Origin of the sequence: Chryseobacterium oncorhynchi (genome assembly GCF_002899895.1) — a bacterium.
GTDB lineage: Bacteria > Bacteroidota > Bacteroidia > Flavobacteriales > Weeksellaceae > Chryseobacterium > Chryseobacterium oncorhynchi.
This window is the reverse complement of the sequence record NZ_PPEI02000004.1, coordinates 1-16,115: the sequence shown is the minus strand read 5'-3', so window position 1 is coordinate 16,115 and position 16,115 is coordinate 1. Positions and strand designations below refer to the sequence as shown.

Sequence of the window (16,115 nt, the reverse complement as noted above, 5' to 3'; positions counted from 1 at the left end):
ACATTTGGCAAAAATTCAGTTTTGTACTATACTATTATTAATTTTGTAGAATAAAGCTTGTTTTTATCTCCCGGTTTCATACCCAAAAGTTGTCTTTATAAATTAAATTGTAGAAATGAAAAAATCAAATCTAGCGATTCCCGCTACGCTTTTAGCTATTGTCTGTGTACAAGGCGGAGCATCTATTGCCAAGCAGCTTTTTCCAGCGATAGGAGCTATTGGAACCGTTACTTTAAGGATTGTTCTTTCTGCAGTTTTACTGACACTAATTAACCGTCCAAAGTTTTTGCAGTTTACCAGCCAGAAATGGAAATATTGTGCAATGTACGGGATAGGACTGGCCGCTATGAATCTTATTTTTTATATGGCTATTCAGCGAATTCCCTTAGGGTTAGCAGTTACTGTTGAGTTTGCAGGACCTTTATTCTTGGCCTTAGCACTTTCCCGTAAATTATTGGATGTGATATGGGCCTTGTTGGCTTGTGTAGGGATATTGCTTATTGTTCCCTGGAAAAGTGATCATATCGATTTAGTGGGACTTGGGCTTGCTTTTCTTGCAGGAATATTTTGGGCTCTTTATATTGTGATGGGGGGGAAGGTTTCCAAAATAATGGATGGTAAAGATGCTGTTACCACGGGGATGTTGTTTGCAAGTCTTGTGATTATTCCTTTTACCATATGGGATGGTGCAGTATTCAATCTTACACCTACAATTTTTATGAAAGGGCTAGGAGTTGCAATTCTGTCAAGTGCATTACCATTTTCATTAGAAATGATGGCGCTTAAAAAACTTCCGGCAAAGACTTTCAGTATTCTTATGAGTCTTGAGCCGGCTTTTGCAGCCCTTTCGGGATTGGTGTTTTTGGCGGAAGAGTTAACTTTTTTACAATGGATATCTATTGCCTGTGTCATAGCAGCCAGTATTGGTACTACAATTTTCAGCAGGATTTCTCATGAGTAGACTCTAAAAAAGAAAAGAATTTTAAATTCATATTAAAAATCAAAGATCACCATAAAAACTGTTTTATTGTTTTCTGATGTTACTTTAATCATAGCATGATGAAGATGGATGATTTTCTCGGTCAGGAAAAGCCCAATGCCGTACCCTTTTTCTTCTTTGGAATTTTCACTTCTGTAAAATGGCTCAAAAATATGCTGAAGATCTTCCTGTGAAATGATAACTCCTGTATTGGTAAAACTGATGATCAATGAACTTGCATTGGTTTTGACATCTATGGAACATGTATGTTCAGGAGAATATTTGCAGGCATTATCAATAAGATTGTTGAATGCTACCTGTAGCAGATACTCATTTCCTTGCAGGGTGAGCTGAGGTTCTTCCACCTCATTGTCTATATTCAGTGAAACTTTGTATTCCGAATTTTCCTTTATAATTTTAGAATAAGATTCAAGAAGAATTTCGTCAAGACGTACTTCAGAAAAACTGATCTCATTAGGGTCATAGCTGGCCTTGGCGAGATCCATTAAGCTGTTGGATAATTTGACCATATTACGGGCATCATCCAATGCAAACCGAATCGTCTCCTGATATTCTTCCTTGGTGTGTTCTTTTTCAGAAGCCAGTTCCAGCTCTGTAATAATGGCTGATAAAGGTGTACGAAGTTCATGCGAAATATTGGATACGAAATGCTTTTGAGCGTCAAAGGAATTCTCAAGTCTTTCCAACATCCCATTGAAATTTTGGGCAAGCTCATTCAGCTCATCTTTCTCTTTGGTGGTTTTCAAACGCAGTTGTAATTTTCCGGCTGTAATCCTTTTGATTTGTTCCACCATTTCACTAAGTGGATTCAACGCTTTTTTAGAAAGAAAAATTCCTGCCAGATAAATCAGAATAAGAATACTGATAAAAGAAATGATACTGATAGTCAGTAAATTATTGATCGAGTTATAACCATATTGATCATATCCGGCTGCTGTTACTAAATATTCTTTTCCATTATGAGAATAAACAATTCCAATAGCTTGAAGATCATTGATGAAAAAACTGATTTCCTTATTTTTTGAAATTCTGGAAAGCATTTTCGGATCTTCTTTTACATAATCCACCTTTGAGTCATCATGATAGATGAGGTTGAATTCCGGATCATAGATGGCTACCTGAACTTCATTAATGGTTTTTGTATTGTTTTTATAAAGACGATGCATTTCCTTTTCAGACAATGTACTCTGAAAAAAAAGATTAGCTTTGGCAACTCCTTCATTTCTGAGCTGAGCGTAAAATGAGGTTTCCCTTGCCTCACTAGAAGAATAATAGACGGCAATACCATAGAATATCATCAGCATTGCTGTGACAAAAGTAAAAAGTAGAGTAAGCCGGGTTCTGACTTTCATGCTTTAACGTACTATTGGTGGTTTTCTTCGTATCCTTTTTTTAAAATGAATCCCATTCCTGCTTTGGTATGGATTAGTTTACTTTCAAAATCCTTGTCAATTTTCTTTCGGATGTAGTTGATGTAGACATCAATAAAATTGGTGCCGGTATCAAAATGAGTTTCCCATACATTTTCCGCAATTTCAGAACGAGAGAGAACCCTTTCCGGGTTTTCCAGCATGTATTTCATCAGATTAAATTCCTTAGGAGTAAGTTTTATGGAGATTCCGTTTCTGCTTACAGACTTCAATTTGAGATCCATTTCAATATTTTCATACTTTAATAGCTGCTCTGTAGGGGAGTGCAGAGAAAATCTTTTCATCAGAACCTTAACTCTGGCAATGAGTTCACGCATTTCAAACGGTTTGGTAAGATAATCATCCGCTCCGGAATCAAACCCTTCCAATTTATCATCGGTAGTTCCCAATGCAGTAAGCATAATGACGGGAATATGGGGCTTTGAACTTTTTATTTCCCTACAAAAATCCAGACCATTCTTCAATGGAACAATAATATCTGTAATGATGAGGTCGAAATCCTGAGATGAGGCCAATTCCAATGCCTTTTCGCCGTCATAGGCAAAGCTTACGTCCATATCCTGCTCCAGAAGTCCTCTGCCGATAAGCCGTGAAATTCTTTTGTCGTCTTCTACTAGTAAAATATGAGGCATAAGAATGTGTAAAGTGTTTTTATTGGAATTAAAACTAGCTCAATATTCACCACAAATGTAATGAATTCTATTTTGTAATTTTGACCCCGAAATAATAATCAAATGTCAGGAATTAAAATGTTTTTACATAAAAGGCTTAAAGAAATATCTGTTGCAGGATTTTTGCCCTTTTTAATGATCGTGTTGATGCAATGTGCTTCCCATAAGGATACAACGGATCTTAAGAATGGAGATCTTCTTTTCGTTACCGCTAAAGAAACGGGGCTTTCCGGTGCTATAAATAATGTTACTCAAAAGCAAAAGGTTGCTTCTTTCGATCATATTGGTATTTTAGAAAAAGTAGCTGGAAAAATGTATGTTCTCCATGCTGCACCAAAAGGAGGGTCTCAGCAACAGGATTTAAAAGATTTTATTAAAGATCAGAAAGATGATGGCCAGAATGTAGTGGTGTACCGTTTGAAGCCTGAATATCAAAAATCGATTCCGGTAGCCATTGAAAAAGCGCATTCAATGTTAGGGAAACCCTATAATTTCAATTATATTTTAGATGAAAATTCATATTACTGTTCAGATTTTATAGAAAGAGCTTTTAGAAATGATCAAATTTTCAAATTAGAGGCCATGACGTTTATTGATCCCAACACTGGAAAGATCAATACATTTTGGGAAGAATTTTATGGTAAAAAAAACCTGAAAGTCCCTGAGGGAGAGCCTGGCTGTAATCCCAACGGCCTGGCCGGATCAGAAAAACTGGAACGGATAAAGGAACTTTAAAATATTAAGAGAAGCTGTAAAGGCTTCTTTTTTAGTTAAAATTTAAAAAATATTAGTCTACTAATTTGGTGGACTAATATTTTTTTATATTTTTGTCACAGATTTAAATGCAAAGAGCAATATGATCTGAAAGTGTTTAACCAAAAAATGTTTAGTGATGATTACACCTAATCCTAGCCTACAGGTTCTGCAAAATAAACTGAACCTACCTAAAAAAGAATTGTTATTGGAAATAGAATTGAATGGCAAAATGAAATTTGAACATTTAATGAATACCATCTATAATCAATTTGGGATTTGTCATAGAGTGTTATCTGCCAATGTGGAATATGTGAACGGATACAGTTTTGGTTCAGTACAGTTATACATTAATGTTAATTCAGAAGACTATCATCAGCTTGAGGTCTATCTGAATAAAAATAAACTTTTGAATACAACGGTGGAGTATCTCTGCCGAAAATATTCTTAGGGGAGATTCATATAGTTTTAATTACTCAAAGTGTCCGATTTTTTTATCGGGCACTTTTTTTATAGAAATTTTTATTTTACATCAACCAACAAAAAAAACGTCCAGATTACTCTGAACGCTTTATTGTAATAAAAATAAGTTTTTAAATTCTTTCGATATCAGCACCAATTGCTTTTAGCCTTCCATCGATATTTTCGTATCCTCTGTCGATTTGCTCGATATTGTGGATAATAGATTTCCCTTCAGCAGATAATGCTGCAATAAGAAGTGCATTTCCGGCTCTGATATCTGGAGAAACCATTGTAGTTCCTCTTAACGGAGCTTCCTGGTTTAATCCTATTACCGTAGCTCTGTGCGGATCACATAAAATAATCTGAGCACCCATGTCGATTAATTTATCCACAAAGAATAATCTGGATTCAAACATTTTCTGGTGAACAAGGATACTTCCTTTAGCCTGAGTAGCTACCACCAAAATAATGGATAATAAATCCGGAGTGAATCCCGGCCATGGAGCATCCGAAATAGTAAGGATAGATCCGTCAATAAATTTCTGAATTTTATAATGTTCCTGAGCAGGAATATAAATATCATCACCGCTTTGTTCAAGCTGAATTCCCAGTTTTCTGAATGTATTTGGAATAACACCTAATTGGTTCCAGTTTACATTTTTAATAGTAATTTCAGATTTTGTCATGGCCGCAAGACCAATCCATGATCCAATTTCTACCATGTCCGGAAGCATTGTGTGTTCAGTACCCCTTAAGTAATCTACTCCTTCAATCGTCAATAAGTTTGAACCAATTCCTGAGATGTTAGCCCCCATTCTGTTCAACATTTTACATAGCTGCTGAAGATAAGGTTCACATGCAGCATTGTAAATTCTTGTTTTTCCTTTTGCCAATACAGCAGCCATCACGATATTGGCTGTTCCTGTTACAGAAGCTTCTTCCAGTAAAATAAATTTACCATTAAGTTCTTTGGCTTTTAAAGAATAGAAATACTCTTCTTCATCATAATGAAATTCTGCACCAAGTTCTACTAATCCCTGGAAGTGAGTATCCAATCTTCTTCTTCCGATTTTGTCACCACCCGGAGTTGGCATATAAGCCTCTCCATAACGTGCTAACATTGGGCCCATAAGCATGATAGAACCACGTAGTTTAGCTCCATCTTTTTTAAACTCATTAGACTTTATATAGTCAAAATTAACTTTATCAGCTTTGAAAGTGTAATCTCCGTGAGCGTTTTTAGTAACTTTTACACCAAAATCACCCAGAATTTCAATCAATCTGTTGACATCATGGATGTCCGGAATATTTTTGATCCTAACTTCTTCATCGGTTAACAGAACCGCACATAAAATTTGTAGAGCCTCATTTTTGGCTCCTTGTGGAGTGATCTCACCCTGCAGTCTCTTTCCTCCTCTTATTTGAAATGTTCCACTCATTATTTTCTGTTTTTATGATTGTTATTATGCCTTCTTTTGTTAGGTTGATTTTTATTATTGTTGTTATTATTGCTGTTACTATTGTTTCGGTTGTTGTTACCGTTGTTGTTTCGGTTGTTATTATTGGTATAATAAATCTTACTCTTTTCAAGAGAATCAATTCCAGTAAGATCCAACCTGTTTTCAGACAGTTCTTTCAGGTGGCGGAAAATAACATCATCCGTCACATGTTCTTTATTATAGACATTATAAGATTTCTTCATATTGTTGGCAATTACCTCAATAAGGGCTTCTTTTTCATCACCCTGTTCTAGTTCTATTGCTTTTTCTATCAATTGAAGAATACTTTTTCCGTAAAACTTAAAGTCACCTTGAAGTTTTGGATATTCCATTCTTTTAGGTTTTTCTGCCAATTGTTCCATGGTAGGAAACGGATAAGGAGAGTCTACATCCAAATCATGGTTAGCAAGAATAAAAAGATGGTCCCAAAGTTTATGTTTATAATTTTCCTCGTCGCGAAGTTGTGGGTTTCTTTGACCCATAAAATCGATGATTGCCATAGCCATTTCATTCCTTTCCTCTTTGGTAGGAAGTTCTTTGCAGCGCTCAACCAACTGTTGTATAATTCTGCCATATTCTGGCATATGAAGCTGAGTTTTTTGGGTATTGTATTCCATAGTATGCAAATATATGGATTAAAAGAAAAATTGTTTGGAGAATCTTAAAAATTTATGATTTTTTAATGAAACTTCATGCAAGCTATCTTATTGATTTATTATGAAAAGTAAAAATATTTCACGTTAAATTGAATTTGGTTTTAAGAAAATTGTAAATTGTTTAATAGATTAATAATTAAATATTTCGATGAAAAAAGTACAATTTTTACTTTCCTTACTGGCATTGGCACTAGCCAGCTCATGCCAGAACAATGATGAATTTATCAAAGAGCCTTCTCAAAAAGATGAAGTACATGATAAAATTGTAAATGTAACCCATCATGATGGCAGGCCTTTCAGTACCGGAAAGGGATCTGGATCTGTACAGGGTAAATTTGTGGCAGGTCCGGGAGGCAGCGTTTTGATGCAGGGATTTTATTGGGATGTTCCGGAAGGTGGTAACTGGTGGAACACGGTTAAAGATAAATTAACCGCATGGTCTAATGCAGGAATTGGAGCGGTATGGCTTCCTCCAGCTTCAAAAGCACAAAACGGAGCCTATTCAATGGGGTATGATCCTACAGATTATTATGATTTTGGAGATTTTAATCAAAATGGAAGTGTAGAAACCCGCTTTGGATCAAGAACTGAACTGGAGGCCTTGATTACAAAGGCTCACACTGAAAATATGCAGGTATATGCTGATATTGTCATTAACCATAACAGCGGTGGGCAATCTGAGGCTAATCCTTATACCGGAACGAATACCTGGACTAATTTTTCAGGAGTAGCTTCTGGAAAGTTTCAGAGAAGTTACAATGATTTTTATAAAAATTCATTCGGAAATAATGATGAAGGCTCTTTTGGTGGTTTTCCGGATCTTTGTCATGCTAATCCTCATGTGCAGGACTGGCTGTGGGGTAGAGACGATTCTGTAGGGAAATATTACAAAAATGTGATGAAGTTTGATGGTTGGAGATTTGATTATGTTAAAGGATTTGGACCTTGGGTCGTTAATAACTGGAATTCAAAGGTGGGTGGATTTTCTGTAGGAGAATTATGGGATTCTAACGTCAATACTCTGGAGTCGTGGGCAAATAATGCAAACAGTTCTGTATTTGATTTTGCAGCTTACTATAAAATGGATGAAGCCTTTGATAATGGGAACCTGAATGTTTTAAATGATGATATGATGTGGAAAAGAAACCCGTACAAGGCCGTAACTTTTGTAGCGAATCATGATACAGACATCATTTATAATAAAATGCCAGCCTATGCCTATATTTTAACCCATGAGGGATATCCAACCATTTTCTACAGAGATTATGAAGAATGGCTGAATAAGGACAAGCTAAATAATTTAATCTGGATTCACAATAACAAGGCTACGGGAACAACTTCCATTTTATACACAGACAATGATGAATACATTGCAAGACGTAATGGGTATAACGGAAATCCGGGGTTGGTAGTGTATATCAATACATCATCAAGCTGGCAGGAACGCTGGATTGAAACCAATTGGAGTAATCAGCAGATTAAGGATTTTACAGGAAGTTCAAGCTGGTATCCGACAACGCAGGGTGATAAATGGGTGAAAATTCAGTGCCCACCCAATAGTTATTCAGTATGGTCGCTTAATTTATGAGTAATGAGGTCTGAGCTTGAAAAATAAAAATAATATAGAATCTCTCGCAGATTTTGCTGATAACGCAGATTTTTTATAGTATAAATAGTTGTGCAAATCTGTGAAATCTGTAGGAGATCATATTAAACCTGAATGAATTTTTTCTTTTGATGCTGATCCGGCAGATAGCATTTTTGATTAGCCAGTTTCATTCTGTTTCTGGATATAACATCATACATTTTATCACTCAGGAATGAGGGCATTAGTTTACCAATGGCTGATACTTTGTAAATTCCGCCTAATAAGCTGGCAATTTGAAGTACTGCTCTTGATTTGATCAGATAATATTGTTTGGGTTTCCAAAGATACATGGTGTTGAACTCTGTGGTTTTCAGGCCTCTTTCAGATAAAAATTCCTGTCCGAAGTCAGACTGCAGTGAGGCAAACATGAATTTGTCCTTTTTGTCTCTTTCCAAAATCCATTGGACCCAGAAGTTACACACTCCACAGTCGCCATCAAAAAATACAATATGTTTGTTTTCCCAGTTTTCCACGATGTTATTTATTAAACATGATTCTTCTTTCTGTGTCTTCCTTTACCTGCTTGAAGTATTTTATGAGATCTGCCCGCTGATCATCTGTTAACTTAGCATTTTGATGTCCTACGTAATAAGACTCAAGCGGCATTTCTTTTTTCTCAACCATCTCCATGCTTTCTTTCAGTTTACGAAGCTGTCTTTGAGGTTCGTATACTGCAAAGGTAGAAAAATTAAGATGCTTTCGGCCTTCATCAATATGATTTTTTACAAACCATGAAACCGGTGAGATACTGGAATACCATGGATAAACCGTTTCATTGGAATGACAGTCATAGCATGAAGTTCTGATGACCTTGGCTACTTTTTCAGGGGTGTTTTTTATTTTCAAAAAATCCATACCGGGTGTTGGGCGCGGATTGGTTTTATCAATAGGAAAAAACTGAATGATAACGAAAGCTACAAGAAAAATGACAACTATTTTTTTCATATCGAATTCATGTTGGTGAATGATAAAGATAGCTAAATAATTTTTAGTCTGAATTGAAATTAGCAGATTAAATGCTTGTTACACAGTTTTATGAGATGGTTTTTATTTATAACGAAATATGCAATTTTCTTCCAATAGATATATTCCTTTTTCTATTGATTGTTATATTGAGTTATTCTAAATTGGGTAGAGTACGGCTTTTTTTTACTAAGGTGAATTTAAAATTTTACTAACTTAATACCACAATTGTGTCTTTGGTTCAGATGCTGTCGGAAATGTTTCTTTATAGTTTTTAACTATCGTTGAAATAATTATTAATAGATTGTATTTATTGAAAAGACGTTGTAAGTTTGTCATGTTCTTACAACAGAGAAAGTTACTTAAACTGTATTAATCAATATAAAAAAAATAAATAAACGACAATGGAAAACGATTTGAATGACATCAGTAAATGCCCGTTTCACAACGGAACCATGAAGAAGAATAATGTAGCAGGTGGAGGTACTCAAAATCAAGATTGGTGGCCTGACCAGCTTAGAGTAGATCTTCTACGTCAGCATTCATCACTATCCAATCCTATGGATAAAGACTTTGACTATGCTGAAGCGTTTAAGAACCTTGATCTTGAAGCTGTAAAAAAAGATCTTCATGCATTAATGACGGATTCACAAGATTGGTGGCCGGCAGATTTTGGTCATTATGGACCTTTGTTTATCCGTATGGCCTGGCACAGTGCCGGAACTTATCGTGTAGGTGACGGTAGAGGTGGAGCAGGAGCAGGACAGCAGCGTTTTGCCCCTTTGAACAGCTGGCCGGATAATGTTAGCCTAGATAAGGCAAGAAGATTGTTATGGCCTATTAAGCAGAAATACGGAAGAAATATATCATGGGCAGACCTTTTAATTCTTACAGGAAATATGGCCCTTGAATCTATGGGATTCAAAACCTTTGGATTTGCCGGCGGACGTGAGGATGTATGGGAACCAGATGCAGATGTATATTGGGGATCAGAAAAAACATGGCTGGGAGGAGACGTTCGTTATGCACATGGCTCTGAAGGAGTCGTAGAGAAAGGTGCTGTTCTTCCTACCGATGAAAAAGCAGATGGAGATATACACTCCAGAAATCTTGAAAATCCTTTGGCTGCTGTACAAATGGGATTAATCTATGTAAATCCTGAAGGTCCGGACGGAAACCCTGATCCGATTGCTGCCGCTAAAGATATCCGAGATACTTTTGGACGTATGGCGATGGATGATGAAGAAACTGTAGCCTTGATTGCCGGTGGACACACTTTTGGAAAAACCCATGGTGCCGGTCCGGCAGATCATGTTGGTAAAGAACCTGAAGGCGCAGGTATTGAATTACAGGGATTAGGATGGGCAAGCAGCTATAAATCAGGAAGTGGGAGAGATGCTATTTCCAGTGGACTGGAAGTAACATGGACTGAAACACCAACCCAATGGAGTAATTATTTCTTTAAAAACTTGTTTGAAAACGAATGGGAATTAACGAAAAGCCCTGCAGGTGCTCATCAATGGGTAGCAAAAGATGGGGCTGAAATCATTCCTGATGCATTTGATTCTTCTAAAAAGCATAAACCTACCATGCTTACAACGGATCTTTCTTTAAGACTGGATCCTGTTTACGAAAAAATTTCAAGACATTTTTATGAAAATCCTGATGCGTTTGCAGATGCGTTTGCAAGAGCATGGTTCAAGCTTACTCACAGAGATATGGGACCTCGTGCCCGTTATTTGGGACCGGATGTACCTCAGGAAGAACTGATCTGGCAGGATCCTATTCCTCAGGTCAATCATGAACTGGTCAATGATGCGGATGTTCAATCTCTTACTTCTAAAATTTTAGCTTCGGGATTAAGCATTTCTGAATTGGTTTCAACAGCATGGGCGTCTGCATCCACATTTAGAGGAAGCGATAAACGTGGTGGAGCGAACGGTGCCAGAATAAGACTGGAGCCTCAAAGAAACTGGGAAGTAAATAATCCTGCACAATTACAGAAAGTATTGGGTACATTGGAAAGTATTCAAAAAGAATTCAATGATTCTCAAAGTGGAGGCAAGAGAATATCACTGGCTGATATCATTGTTTTAGCAGGTAATGCTGGGGTAGAAGCTGCTGCAAAAAATGCAGGACATGAGGTTAAAGTGCCTTTTTCACCGGGAAGAATGGATGCTTCTCAAGAACAGACTGATATAGAATCTATGGGATATTTGGAGCCTGCAGCTGACGGATTCCGAAATTATCTGAAAAGAAAATTCACAGTTTCTACAGAGTCTTTGTTAATTGATAAAGCTCAGTTATTAACGCTTACCTCTCCTGAATTAACGGTATTGATTGGCGGAATGCGTGCTTTGGATACTAACTTCGATGACTCTAAGAATGGGGTATTTACCAACCGTCCGGGAGTTCTTACCAATGATTTCTTTGTAAATCTTCTGGATATGGGAACGCAATGGAAAGCTATGTCGGGTGACAATGAAGTGTATATGGGAACAGACCGTTCAACGGGCCAACCAAAATGGACAGCCACAAGGGCTGATCTGGTTTTCGGATCAAACTCAGAACTGAGAGCGATTGCAGAAGTTTATGGAAGTGCCGATGCCCAAGGTAAATTTATCAATGATTTTGTTACATCTTGGACAAAGGTGATGAATCTGGATAGATTTGATCTGGTTTAATGAAAATGATTTAAAACAATATAAAGAGGCTGCAGTTATCGCAGCCTCTTATTTTTTATTTTAATATTCCATTTTTCCTCGCTTCTTCAAAATAATTATTCTTTATTATACTGTCTTTTCTAAAAATATATTCTATAGAATCTCCTTTTTTCTTTGATATTGAATCTCCTATTTTATATGGATATTCTAACAACTCATTAATTCCATTAGAATATTTAACATAGCTAAAATTGTGTTGATTTTTGTTCAAATAAATTTCAACAACTCTGGTATGTCTTTCTACATTTAATAATTTTTGTTCTCTTTCAGAATTTGAATTAATTATTAGATATATAAGAGTAAATAAAAAAATGCACAAAAAAAAAGCTATAAATAGTATAATGGTTTTTTTACTGGATTTATCAATTTCTATATTAAAATTATCTTCCATAAAATCCGATGGTGTATTATTTTATGAGGTAAACTTATGAAAATATTGGGAATTGAAATAGGAGTGTCGAAATATATAATGAATTACTTGTGTAAATATCTTTTAAATAAAAATCCACCGCAATTGCGGTGGGTTTTTATTTACCTTCCACATGAAAGGATTCATGCAGCAGCGGGAGATTTAGATTATTGACTAGCTCAATTTATATTTCTATATAAGCTATCTTCTATTTTTTCTAATCGAGTCTCTATATTAGCATCAATCGAGTCTTTATCAATACCTTGGTATAAACTATCTTCAGCTTTATTCAAAAAAGAATTTATTATTTTCTCTTTAGCTTGAGGAGTTGAAGTTTTACTTCTAGATGTGTTATTAATACAGTAAAAACTGAAAATTGATAATCCAAAAATTCCAAGAACCAAACTAAAACTTATCAAAGCCCACTTACGTTTCATCTTTCTTGTTTCTTTTTCAAATTCTTTAAAATATGTTAGGTATTTGTCATTTTGCCATAGAGCAAAATAATTAATTACTATTGCTGGAATACCAATTAACAAAATAAAAACTAAAGGGGACCAGTCTTTCCAAATTACATATCCCGATGTTATCGTAATGAAATTTAAAATAGAAAAACAAACTAACGCTATAAATAATATCATAAATCCATCAGTTAACCAATTGATTGTTCCTACTTTAGGATTTGATATAGTACGTCTAATTAATTTTTCAGGATTACTAATACCTCTTTTTTTATAGACTTCAAGAATATATTTATTTTTTAGTAGCAGCATGATAGGCAATCCAAATACGTATATACTTGTAAACACATTAAATCTATATATATTATAATGCATTTTTTGCCATAGCAATAGAATATCTTTCATAATAAGTTATAGTTTATTCAATAATTGCCTTAGCTGCCTTTTCTCCATAATAGTCTCCGCCCCAAGCTCCTGCAGCACCACCTATCAATCCTCCAATTATTCCTCCGGGGACAGCTCCTACACCTCCGAAAAAAGTGCCAATAGCAGCTCCTGCTGCAGCACCAGCTTCCGCGCCAGCTAATCCTCCTGCCAAACCACCAACTGCGCCACCTGTTTGTACTTGTGCATTATATCCATAAGTGCCCCCATCTTGCTGAACTTCTTGATATATTTCATATCCTCCTAATGCAACACCTGTAGCAAGGCCTCCCCATTTAGCTCCTTTCGCTAATTTGCTATATTTTGATGCAGCAGAAACAGTTCTTACATACTGGTTACCATTAAAGATTCTTCCAGTGTTTTGTCTAAAGTAAAGCTTATTGTTACTCCCAACATTAATATTTCCAAATTGACCTGTCACAGATCCTAAACTAGAGTCCGTAACTCTTGCTATATGTTCAACTGTTCCGTAAGTCTGATGATTATTCTGGATTGACCATTGGCCATAACTGTCCTCACCTGGTTTATGCTTTGTGATTGTGAAGCCATCACCAACGCCACTTCCATTTGCAGAGAAAGTGGTGTAACCGTTGCGATCAGATAATCGGTTCATTAATCTTTCATAGCTAGAACCTCCTTTATTGAACCTTTTCTGTAGACGATTAAATTGACGCTCTGTTACATTCATTGTTACATTTGTATGTCCGTCATTAATTGTTCGAATTTCTCCATTTACTTTATAATCTGTTAAACCTAAAGGGTCTATTCTATTTATTGGATTATTACCAACAAAGGCATAGGGACTCTGTCCCGGATATATCTCTGCCAACGGATCTGAAGTTGTCCATTGTGCAAGATCAATCATTAGCTGCCTGAATTTATAGGAATACATACCAGTCTCCTGAAGCTCCTTTCCATTGTACTTATAATTTAAAGAGACTAACCCAAAAGATCAGTCTCTTTTATTATAAACATCCTTTCTTTTTAAGGAGTTCTTTTATTTCGGAATATTCTGAAGAAGACTTAAATTTTGTATCTTCTTTTTCCAATGTTCTCATATACACAGGGTGTAAATCATCGGCTCCGCCTTTTTGATATAAAATCTGCCTACAATCAGCACCTTGTTCTAACAAGTATAAAACAACATCATAATCTTCCCCTAAAACAGCAGAACTTAATGCAGAACCGTTAGTGCCTTTTTTATAGTCTATTTCCGCTCCATTTTCAACCAAGAGTTTTACTATTTTTAAATGTCCTCTACCAGAGGCAGCAACTAATGCCGTTCTATTCGTTTTCTGTTTTTCCTTTCCTTTATTACATTCAATATAATTGATATCAGCTTTGTATTTAATAAGTTCTTCAACATACCTAGTTCTATTATCAAAACTTTCACAAGCTTCAATTAATGGGGTTGTACAATGAAAAGAATCTGCAATATTAGGATTCGCTCCCAATTTTAACAATTCTTTAAAGCTGTTGTAATTATCATTGAAAATACTTAAATGCAATAATGTATTTCCATATTTACTTTCCTGATAATTGAGAATTTGAGGGTTCTTTTTTACTTCTTCATCTATTTTATCAACATCATCATTCCAGACTGCCTTTGCAAGAACCCAAGCAGGGGTATCTTGAAATAATCTATAATCATCCCCCAAAAGCTTATTCTTATCTACTTTTTTATCCTTATCAATTTTATTACAGCATACCAAAGCAAATAATAAAATATACAATATTATTTTTCTCATTCTATTTTCTTTTATATTGTGCTGCATTTATACCATATTCATGTAATACCGTATCTATACTATGCCCTCCAACCGCTGTAACAGGGGTTTTAGTTTGTTTAAGATAATGACGATTTCCATTAACATCAGGTGACAATTGTCCTAGATTAGTATGCCCATTTTGCATTTTATTTAATGGATCTGTTGTCATAATATAAGAGTCTATTTTAGATTCGGATTTAAAAAGTGTTTTTATCCCTCCATCAACAAGTTTGGTCATATCACCTACACCTGCTGCATTAAATGTCATAGCGCTTCGATCCGTCACTAAGGCATTCATAGCGGCTAATCCTCCTCCTAAAGAATGACCTACAAAAGTAAGCTCGGCACCCCCTAATTGCTTAGATATAGCTTCTGCATTTTCAGTAGACTGAGAATATTGTTTTGACGCTCCCAATGGTTGTTTAACATCTGCTATTCCATCTTTAAGATCTTCTGTTCCTGCTGTAACATAAGAATATTCAGTAACCTTTCCATCAACCACTCTCTCATAAACTTGCGATTTTAAACCTGAACTTTGATCATTTAAATTAACATTTGCTCCAAAATTTCTTTGAGAAATTTGCCAACCACCTGTAAGGATGTTGTCTTTTTTATCCCCATAAACGTGGGCAGCCAATGCTGCGGCTTCCTTAGGAGTTGGCTTGTATGCTTCTCTACCATCCGGATCAATAAACATTATTGGATTATTAAACGTATAATTATATGGGCTATGCCTCGTCATCTTTTCCGCCAGTGGATCTATCACACCCCATCTTCCAATATCGGGCATATACATCCTTGCCCCATAGTCATACATCCCACTTTCCTGAAGCTCCTTGCCGTTGTACTTATAGTTGTAATGACTTCCAATTTTTGAAGAAGAAGATCCTCCAATATGGTTTAATCCAAACGGATAATAATTATTGGTGTCAGTAACTTCAAGAGCACCTACGCTGTTTTTGGCAAAGCTCACCCTTGCATTACCCAAGTGGTCCTTATACTGGTAAATATAACGGTTTTCCGTGAAACTGTAAAACCCTTCCGAAGTAGGTACAAAATCCAGGTTCCACTTAGGTTTTGAAATTATTGGACCAATAGCTTTCGAGTAGGCCTGTATTTCATATGCAGATTCTGTTCTACATGTAGAACATGTGCTTCCATCTTCTAGATAGGAATACTGAAATCCATCCAGATAATCTGTCATACGGGTGGTGGGAAGCCCTCTAT

General features: G+C 35.9%; 15 protein-coding genes and 1 pseudogene. 5 read left to right on the top strand and 11 right to left on the bottom strand.

Annotated features, from left to right (window positions below; all coding sequences use genetic code 11):
* The first annotated feature begins 115 nt into the window (after window positions 1–115).
* Complete coding sequence (locus C1638_RS13650; protein WP_109621824.1) at window positions 116–961, top strand: EamA family transporter; 846 nt, start codon at window positions 116–118, stop codon at window positions 959–961.
* A 32-nt stretch (window positions 962–993) separates the two neighbouring features.
* Here C1638_RS13650 and C1638_RS13645 read toward each other — a convergent pair whose 3' ends face one another.
* Window positions 994–2,352, bottom strand: a complete 1,359-nt coding sequence (locus C1638_RS13645) for a sensor histidine kinase (protein WP_109621822.1) — start codon at window positions 2,350–2,352, stop codon at window positions 994–996.
* An 11-nt stretch (window positions 2,353–2,363) separates the two neighbouring features.
* Window positions 2,364–3,062 (bottom strand): response regulator transcription factor, encoded by a 699-nt coding sequence (locus tag C1638_RS13640; RefSeq protein ID WP_109621820.1) that lies wholly within the window; start codon window positions 3,060–3,062, stop codon window positions 2,364–2,366.
* A gap of 102 nt (window positions 3,063–3,164) precedes the next feature.
* Here C1638_RS13640 and C1638_RS13635 point away from each other — a divergent pair, with 102 nt between their 5' ends.
* Both C1638_RS13635 and C1638_RS13630 read left to right on the top strand, forming a co-directional pair.
* Window positions 3,165–3,836 carry a YiiX/YebB-like N1pC/P60 family cysteine hydrolase gene (locus tag C1638_RS13635; protein ID WP_109621818.1) on the top strand — a complete coding sequence of 224 codons (672 nt, stop codon included), beginning with the start codon at window positions 3,165–3,167 and terminating at the stop codon, window positions 3,834–3,836.
* Window positions 3,837–3,993: 157 nt separating this feature from the next.
* Window positions 3,994–4,305, top strand: coding sequence for an NIL domain-containing protein (locus C1638_RS13630; RefSeq protein ID WP_076354424.1), 312 nt, complete (start codon window positions 3,994–3,996; stop codon window positions 4,303–4,305).
* Between the two features lie 142 nt (window positions 4,306–4,447).
* On the opposite strand, the gene murA is transcribed toward C1638_RS13630, so the two are convergent.
* Window positions 4,448–5,755 carry a UDP-N-acetylglucosamine 1-carboxyvinyltransferase gene (murA, locus tag C1638_RS13625; RefSeq protein WP_076354422.1) on the bottom strand — a complete coding sequence of 436 codons (1,308 nt, stop codon included), beginning with the start codon at window positions 5,753–5,755 and terminating at the stop codon, window positions 4,448–4,450.
* Window positions 5,755–6,432, bottom strand: coding sequence for a DUF4290 domain-containing protein (locus tag C1638_RS13620; RefSeq protein WP_109621816.1), 678 nt, complete (start codon window positions 6,430–6,432; stop codon window positions 5,755–5,757). The genes murA and C1638_RS13620 overlap by 1 nt, the downstream gene beginning before the upstream one ends.
* A 187-nt stretch (window positions 6,433–6,619) precedes the next feature.
* Between C1638_RS13620 and C1638_RS13615 the strand changes: the two genes are divergently transcribed.
* The gene (locus tag C1638_RS13615; protein ID WP_109621814.1) at window positions 6,620–8,059 is read left to right on the top strand and encodes an alpha-amylase; all 1,440 of its coding nucleotides are present in this window, start codon (window positions 6,620–6,622) and stop codon (window positions 8,057–8,059) included.
* A gap of 122 nt (window positions 8,060–8,181) precedes the next feature.
* On the opposite strand, the gene C1638_RS13610 is transcribed toward C1638_RS13615, so the two are convergent.
* Window positions 8,182–8,592 (bottom strand): thiol-disulfide oxidoreductase DCC family protein, encoded by a 411-nt coding sequence (locus tag C1638_RS13610; RefSeq protein ID WP_076354416.1) that lies wholly within the window; start codon window positions 8,590–8,592, stop codon window positions 8,182–8,184.
* A 4-nt stretch (window positions 8,593–8,596) separates the two neighbouring features.
* Entirely contained in the window at window positions 8,597–9,064 is a 468-nt protein-coding gene (locus C1638_RS13605) for a heme-binding domain-containing protein (RefSeq protein WP_109621812.1), read from the bottom strand.
* Between the two features lie 422 nt (window positions 9,065–9,486).
* On the opposite strand from C1638_RS13605, the gene katG reads away from it, so the two are divergent.
* Window positions 9,487–11,766 (top strand): catalase/peroxidase HPI, encoded by a 2,280-nt coding sequence (katG, locus tag C1638_RS13600; protein WP_109621810.1) that lies wholly within the window; start codon window positions 9,487–9,489, stop codon window positions 11,764–11,766.
* A gap of 55 nt (window positions 11,767–11,821) precedes the next feature.
* Here katG and C1638_RS13595 read toward each other — a convergent pair whose 3' ends face one another.
* The 5 genes and pseudogenes from C1638_RS13595 to C1638_RS13575 form a co-directional block, all read right to left on the bottom strand.
* Window positions 11,822–12,196, bottom strand: a complete 375-nt coding sequence (locus C1638_RS13595) for a hypothetical protein (RefSeq protein ID WP_109621808.1) — start codon at window positions 12,194–12,196, stop codon at window positions 11,822–11,824.
* A 197-nt stretch (window positions 12,197–12,393) separates the two neighbouring features.
* Entirely contained in the window at window positions 12,394–13,080 is a 687-nt protein-coding gene (locus tag C1638_RS13590) for a hypothetical protein (protein ID WP_109621806.1), read from the bottom strand.
* 13 nt (window positions 13,081–13,093) lie between these two features.
* Window positions 13,094–14,038, bottom strand: a pseudogene (locus C1638_RS22690) (RHS repeat-associated core domain-containing protein); the annotation flags it as partial.
* Between the two features lie 46 nt (window positions 14,039–14,084).
* Window positions 14,085–14,867, bottom strand: a complete 783-nt coding sequence (locus C1638_RS13580) for an ankyrin repeat domain-containing protein (protein WP_165826537.1) — start codon at window positions 14,865–14,867, stop codon at window positions 14,085–14,087.
* Between the two features lies 1 nt (window position 14,868).
* Window positions 14,869–16,115 (bottom strand): RHS repeat-associated core domain-containing protein (locus tag C1638_RS13575; protein WP_317047563.1); only part of this gene is annotated, 1,247 nt, incomplete at its 5' end.

Excerpts from the sequence above, each read along its gene's own strand:
- C1638_RS13580 (WP_165826537.1), bottom strand. The coding sequence starts at position 14,867 with ATGAGAAAAATAATATTGTATATTTTATTATTTGCTTTGGTATGCTGT.
- C1638_RS13640 (WP_109621820.1), bottom strand. The coding sequence starts at position 3,062 with ATGCCTCATATTTTACTAGTAGAAGACGACAAAAGAATTTCACGGCTT.
- C1638_RS13620 (WP_109621816.1), bottom strand. The coding sequence starts at position 6,432 with ATGGAATACAATACCCAAAAAACTCAGCTTCATATGCCAGAATATGGC.
- C1638_RS13635 (WP_109621818.1), top strand. The coding sequence starts at position 3,165 with ATGTCAGGAATTAAAATGTTTTTACATAAAAGGCTTAAAGAAATATCT.
- murA (WP_076354422.1), bottom strand. The coding sequence starts at position 5,755 with ATGAGTGGAACATTTCAAATAAGAGGAGGAAAGAGACTGCAGGGTGAG.
- katG (WP_109621810.1), top strand. The coding sequence starts at position 9,487 with ATGGAAAACGATTTGAATGACATCAGTAAATGCCCGTTTCACAACGGA.
- C1638_RS13595 (WP_109621808.1), bottom strand. The coding sequence starts at position 12,196 with ATGGAAGATAATTTTAATATAGAAATTGATAAATCCAGTAAAAAAACC.
- C1638_RS13630 (WP_076354424.1), top strand. The coding sequence starts at position 3,994 with ATGATTACACCTAATCCTAGCCTACAGGTTCTGCAAAATAAACTGAAC.
- C1638_RS13615 (WP_109621814.1), top strand. The coding sequence starts at position 6,620 with ATGAAAAAAGTACAATTTTTACTTTCCTTACTGGCATTGGCACTAGCC.
- C1638_RS13645 (WP_109621822.1), bottom strand. The coding sequence starts at position 2,352 with ATGAAAGTCAGAACCCGGCTTACTCTACTTTTTACTTTTGTCACAGCA.
- C1638_RS13650 (WP_109621824.1), top strand. The coding sequence starts at position 116 with ATGAAAAAATCAAATCTAGCGATTCCCGCTACGCTTTTAGCTATTGTC.
- C1638_RS13605 (WP_109621812.1), bottom strand. The coding sequence starts at position 9,064 with ATGAAAAAAATAGTTGTCATTTTTCTTGTAGCTTTCGTTATCATTCAG.
- C1638_RS13590 (WP_109621806.1), bottom strand. The coding sequence starts at position 13,080 with ATGAAAGATATTCTATTGCTATGGCAAAAAATGCATTATAATATATAT.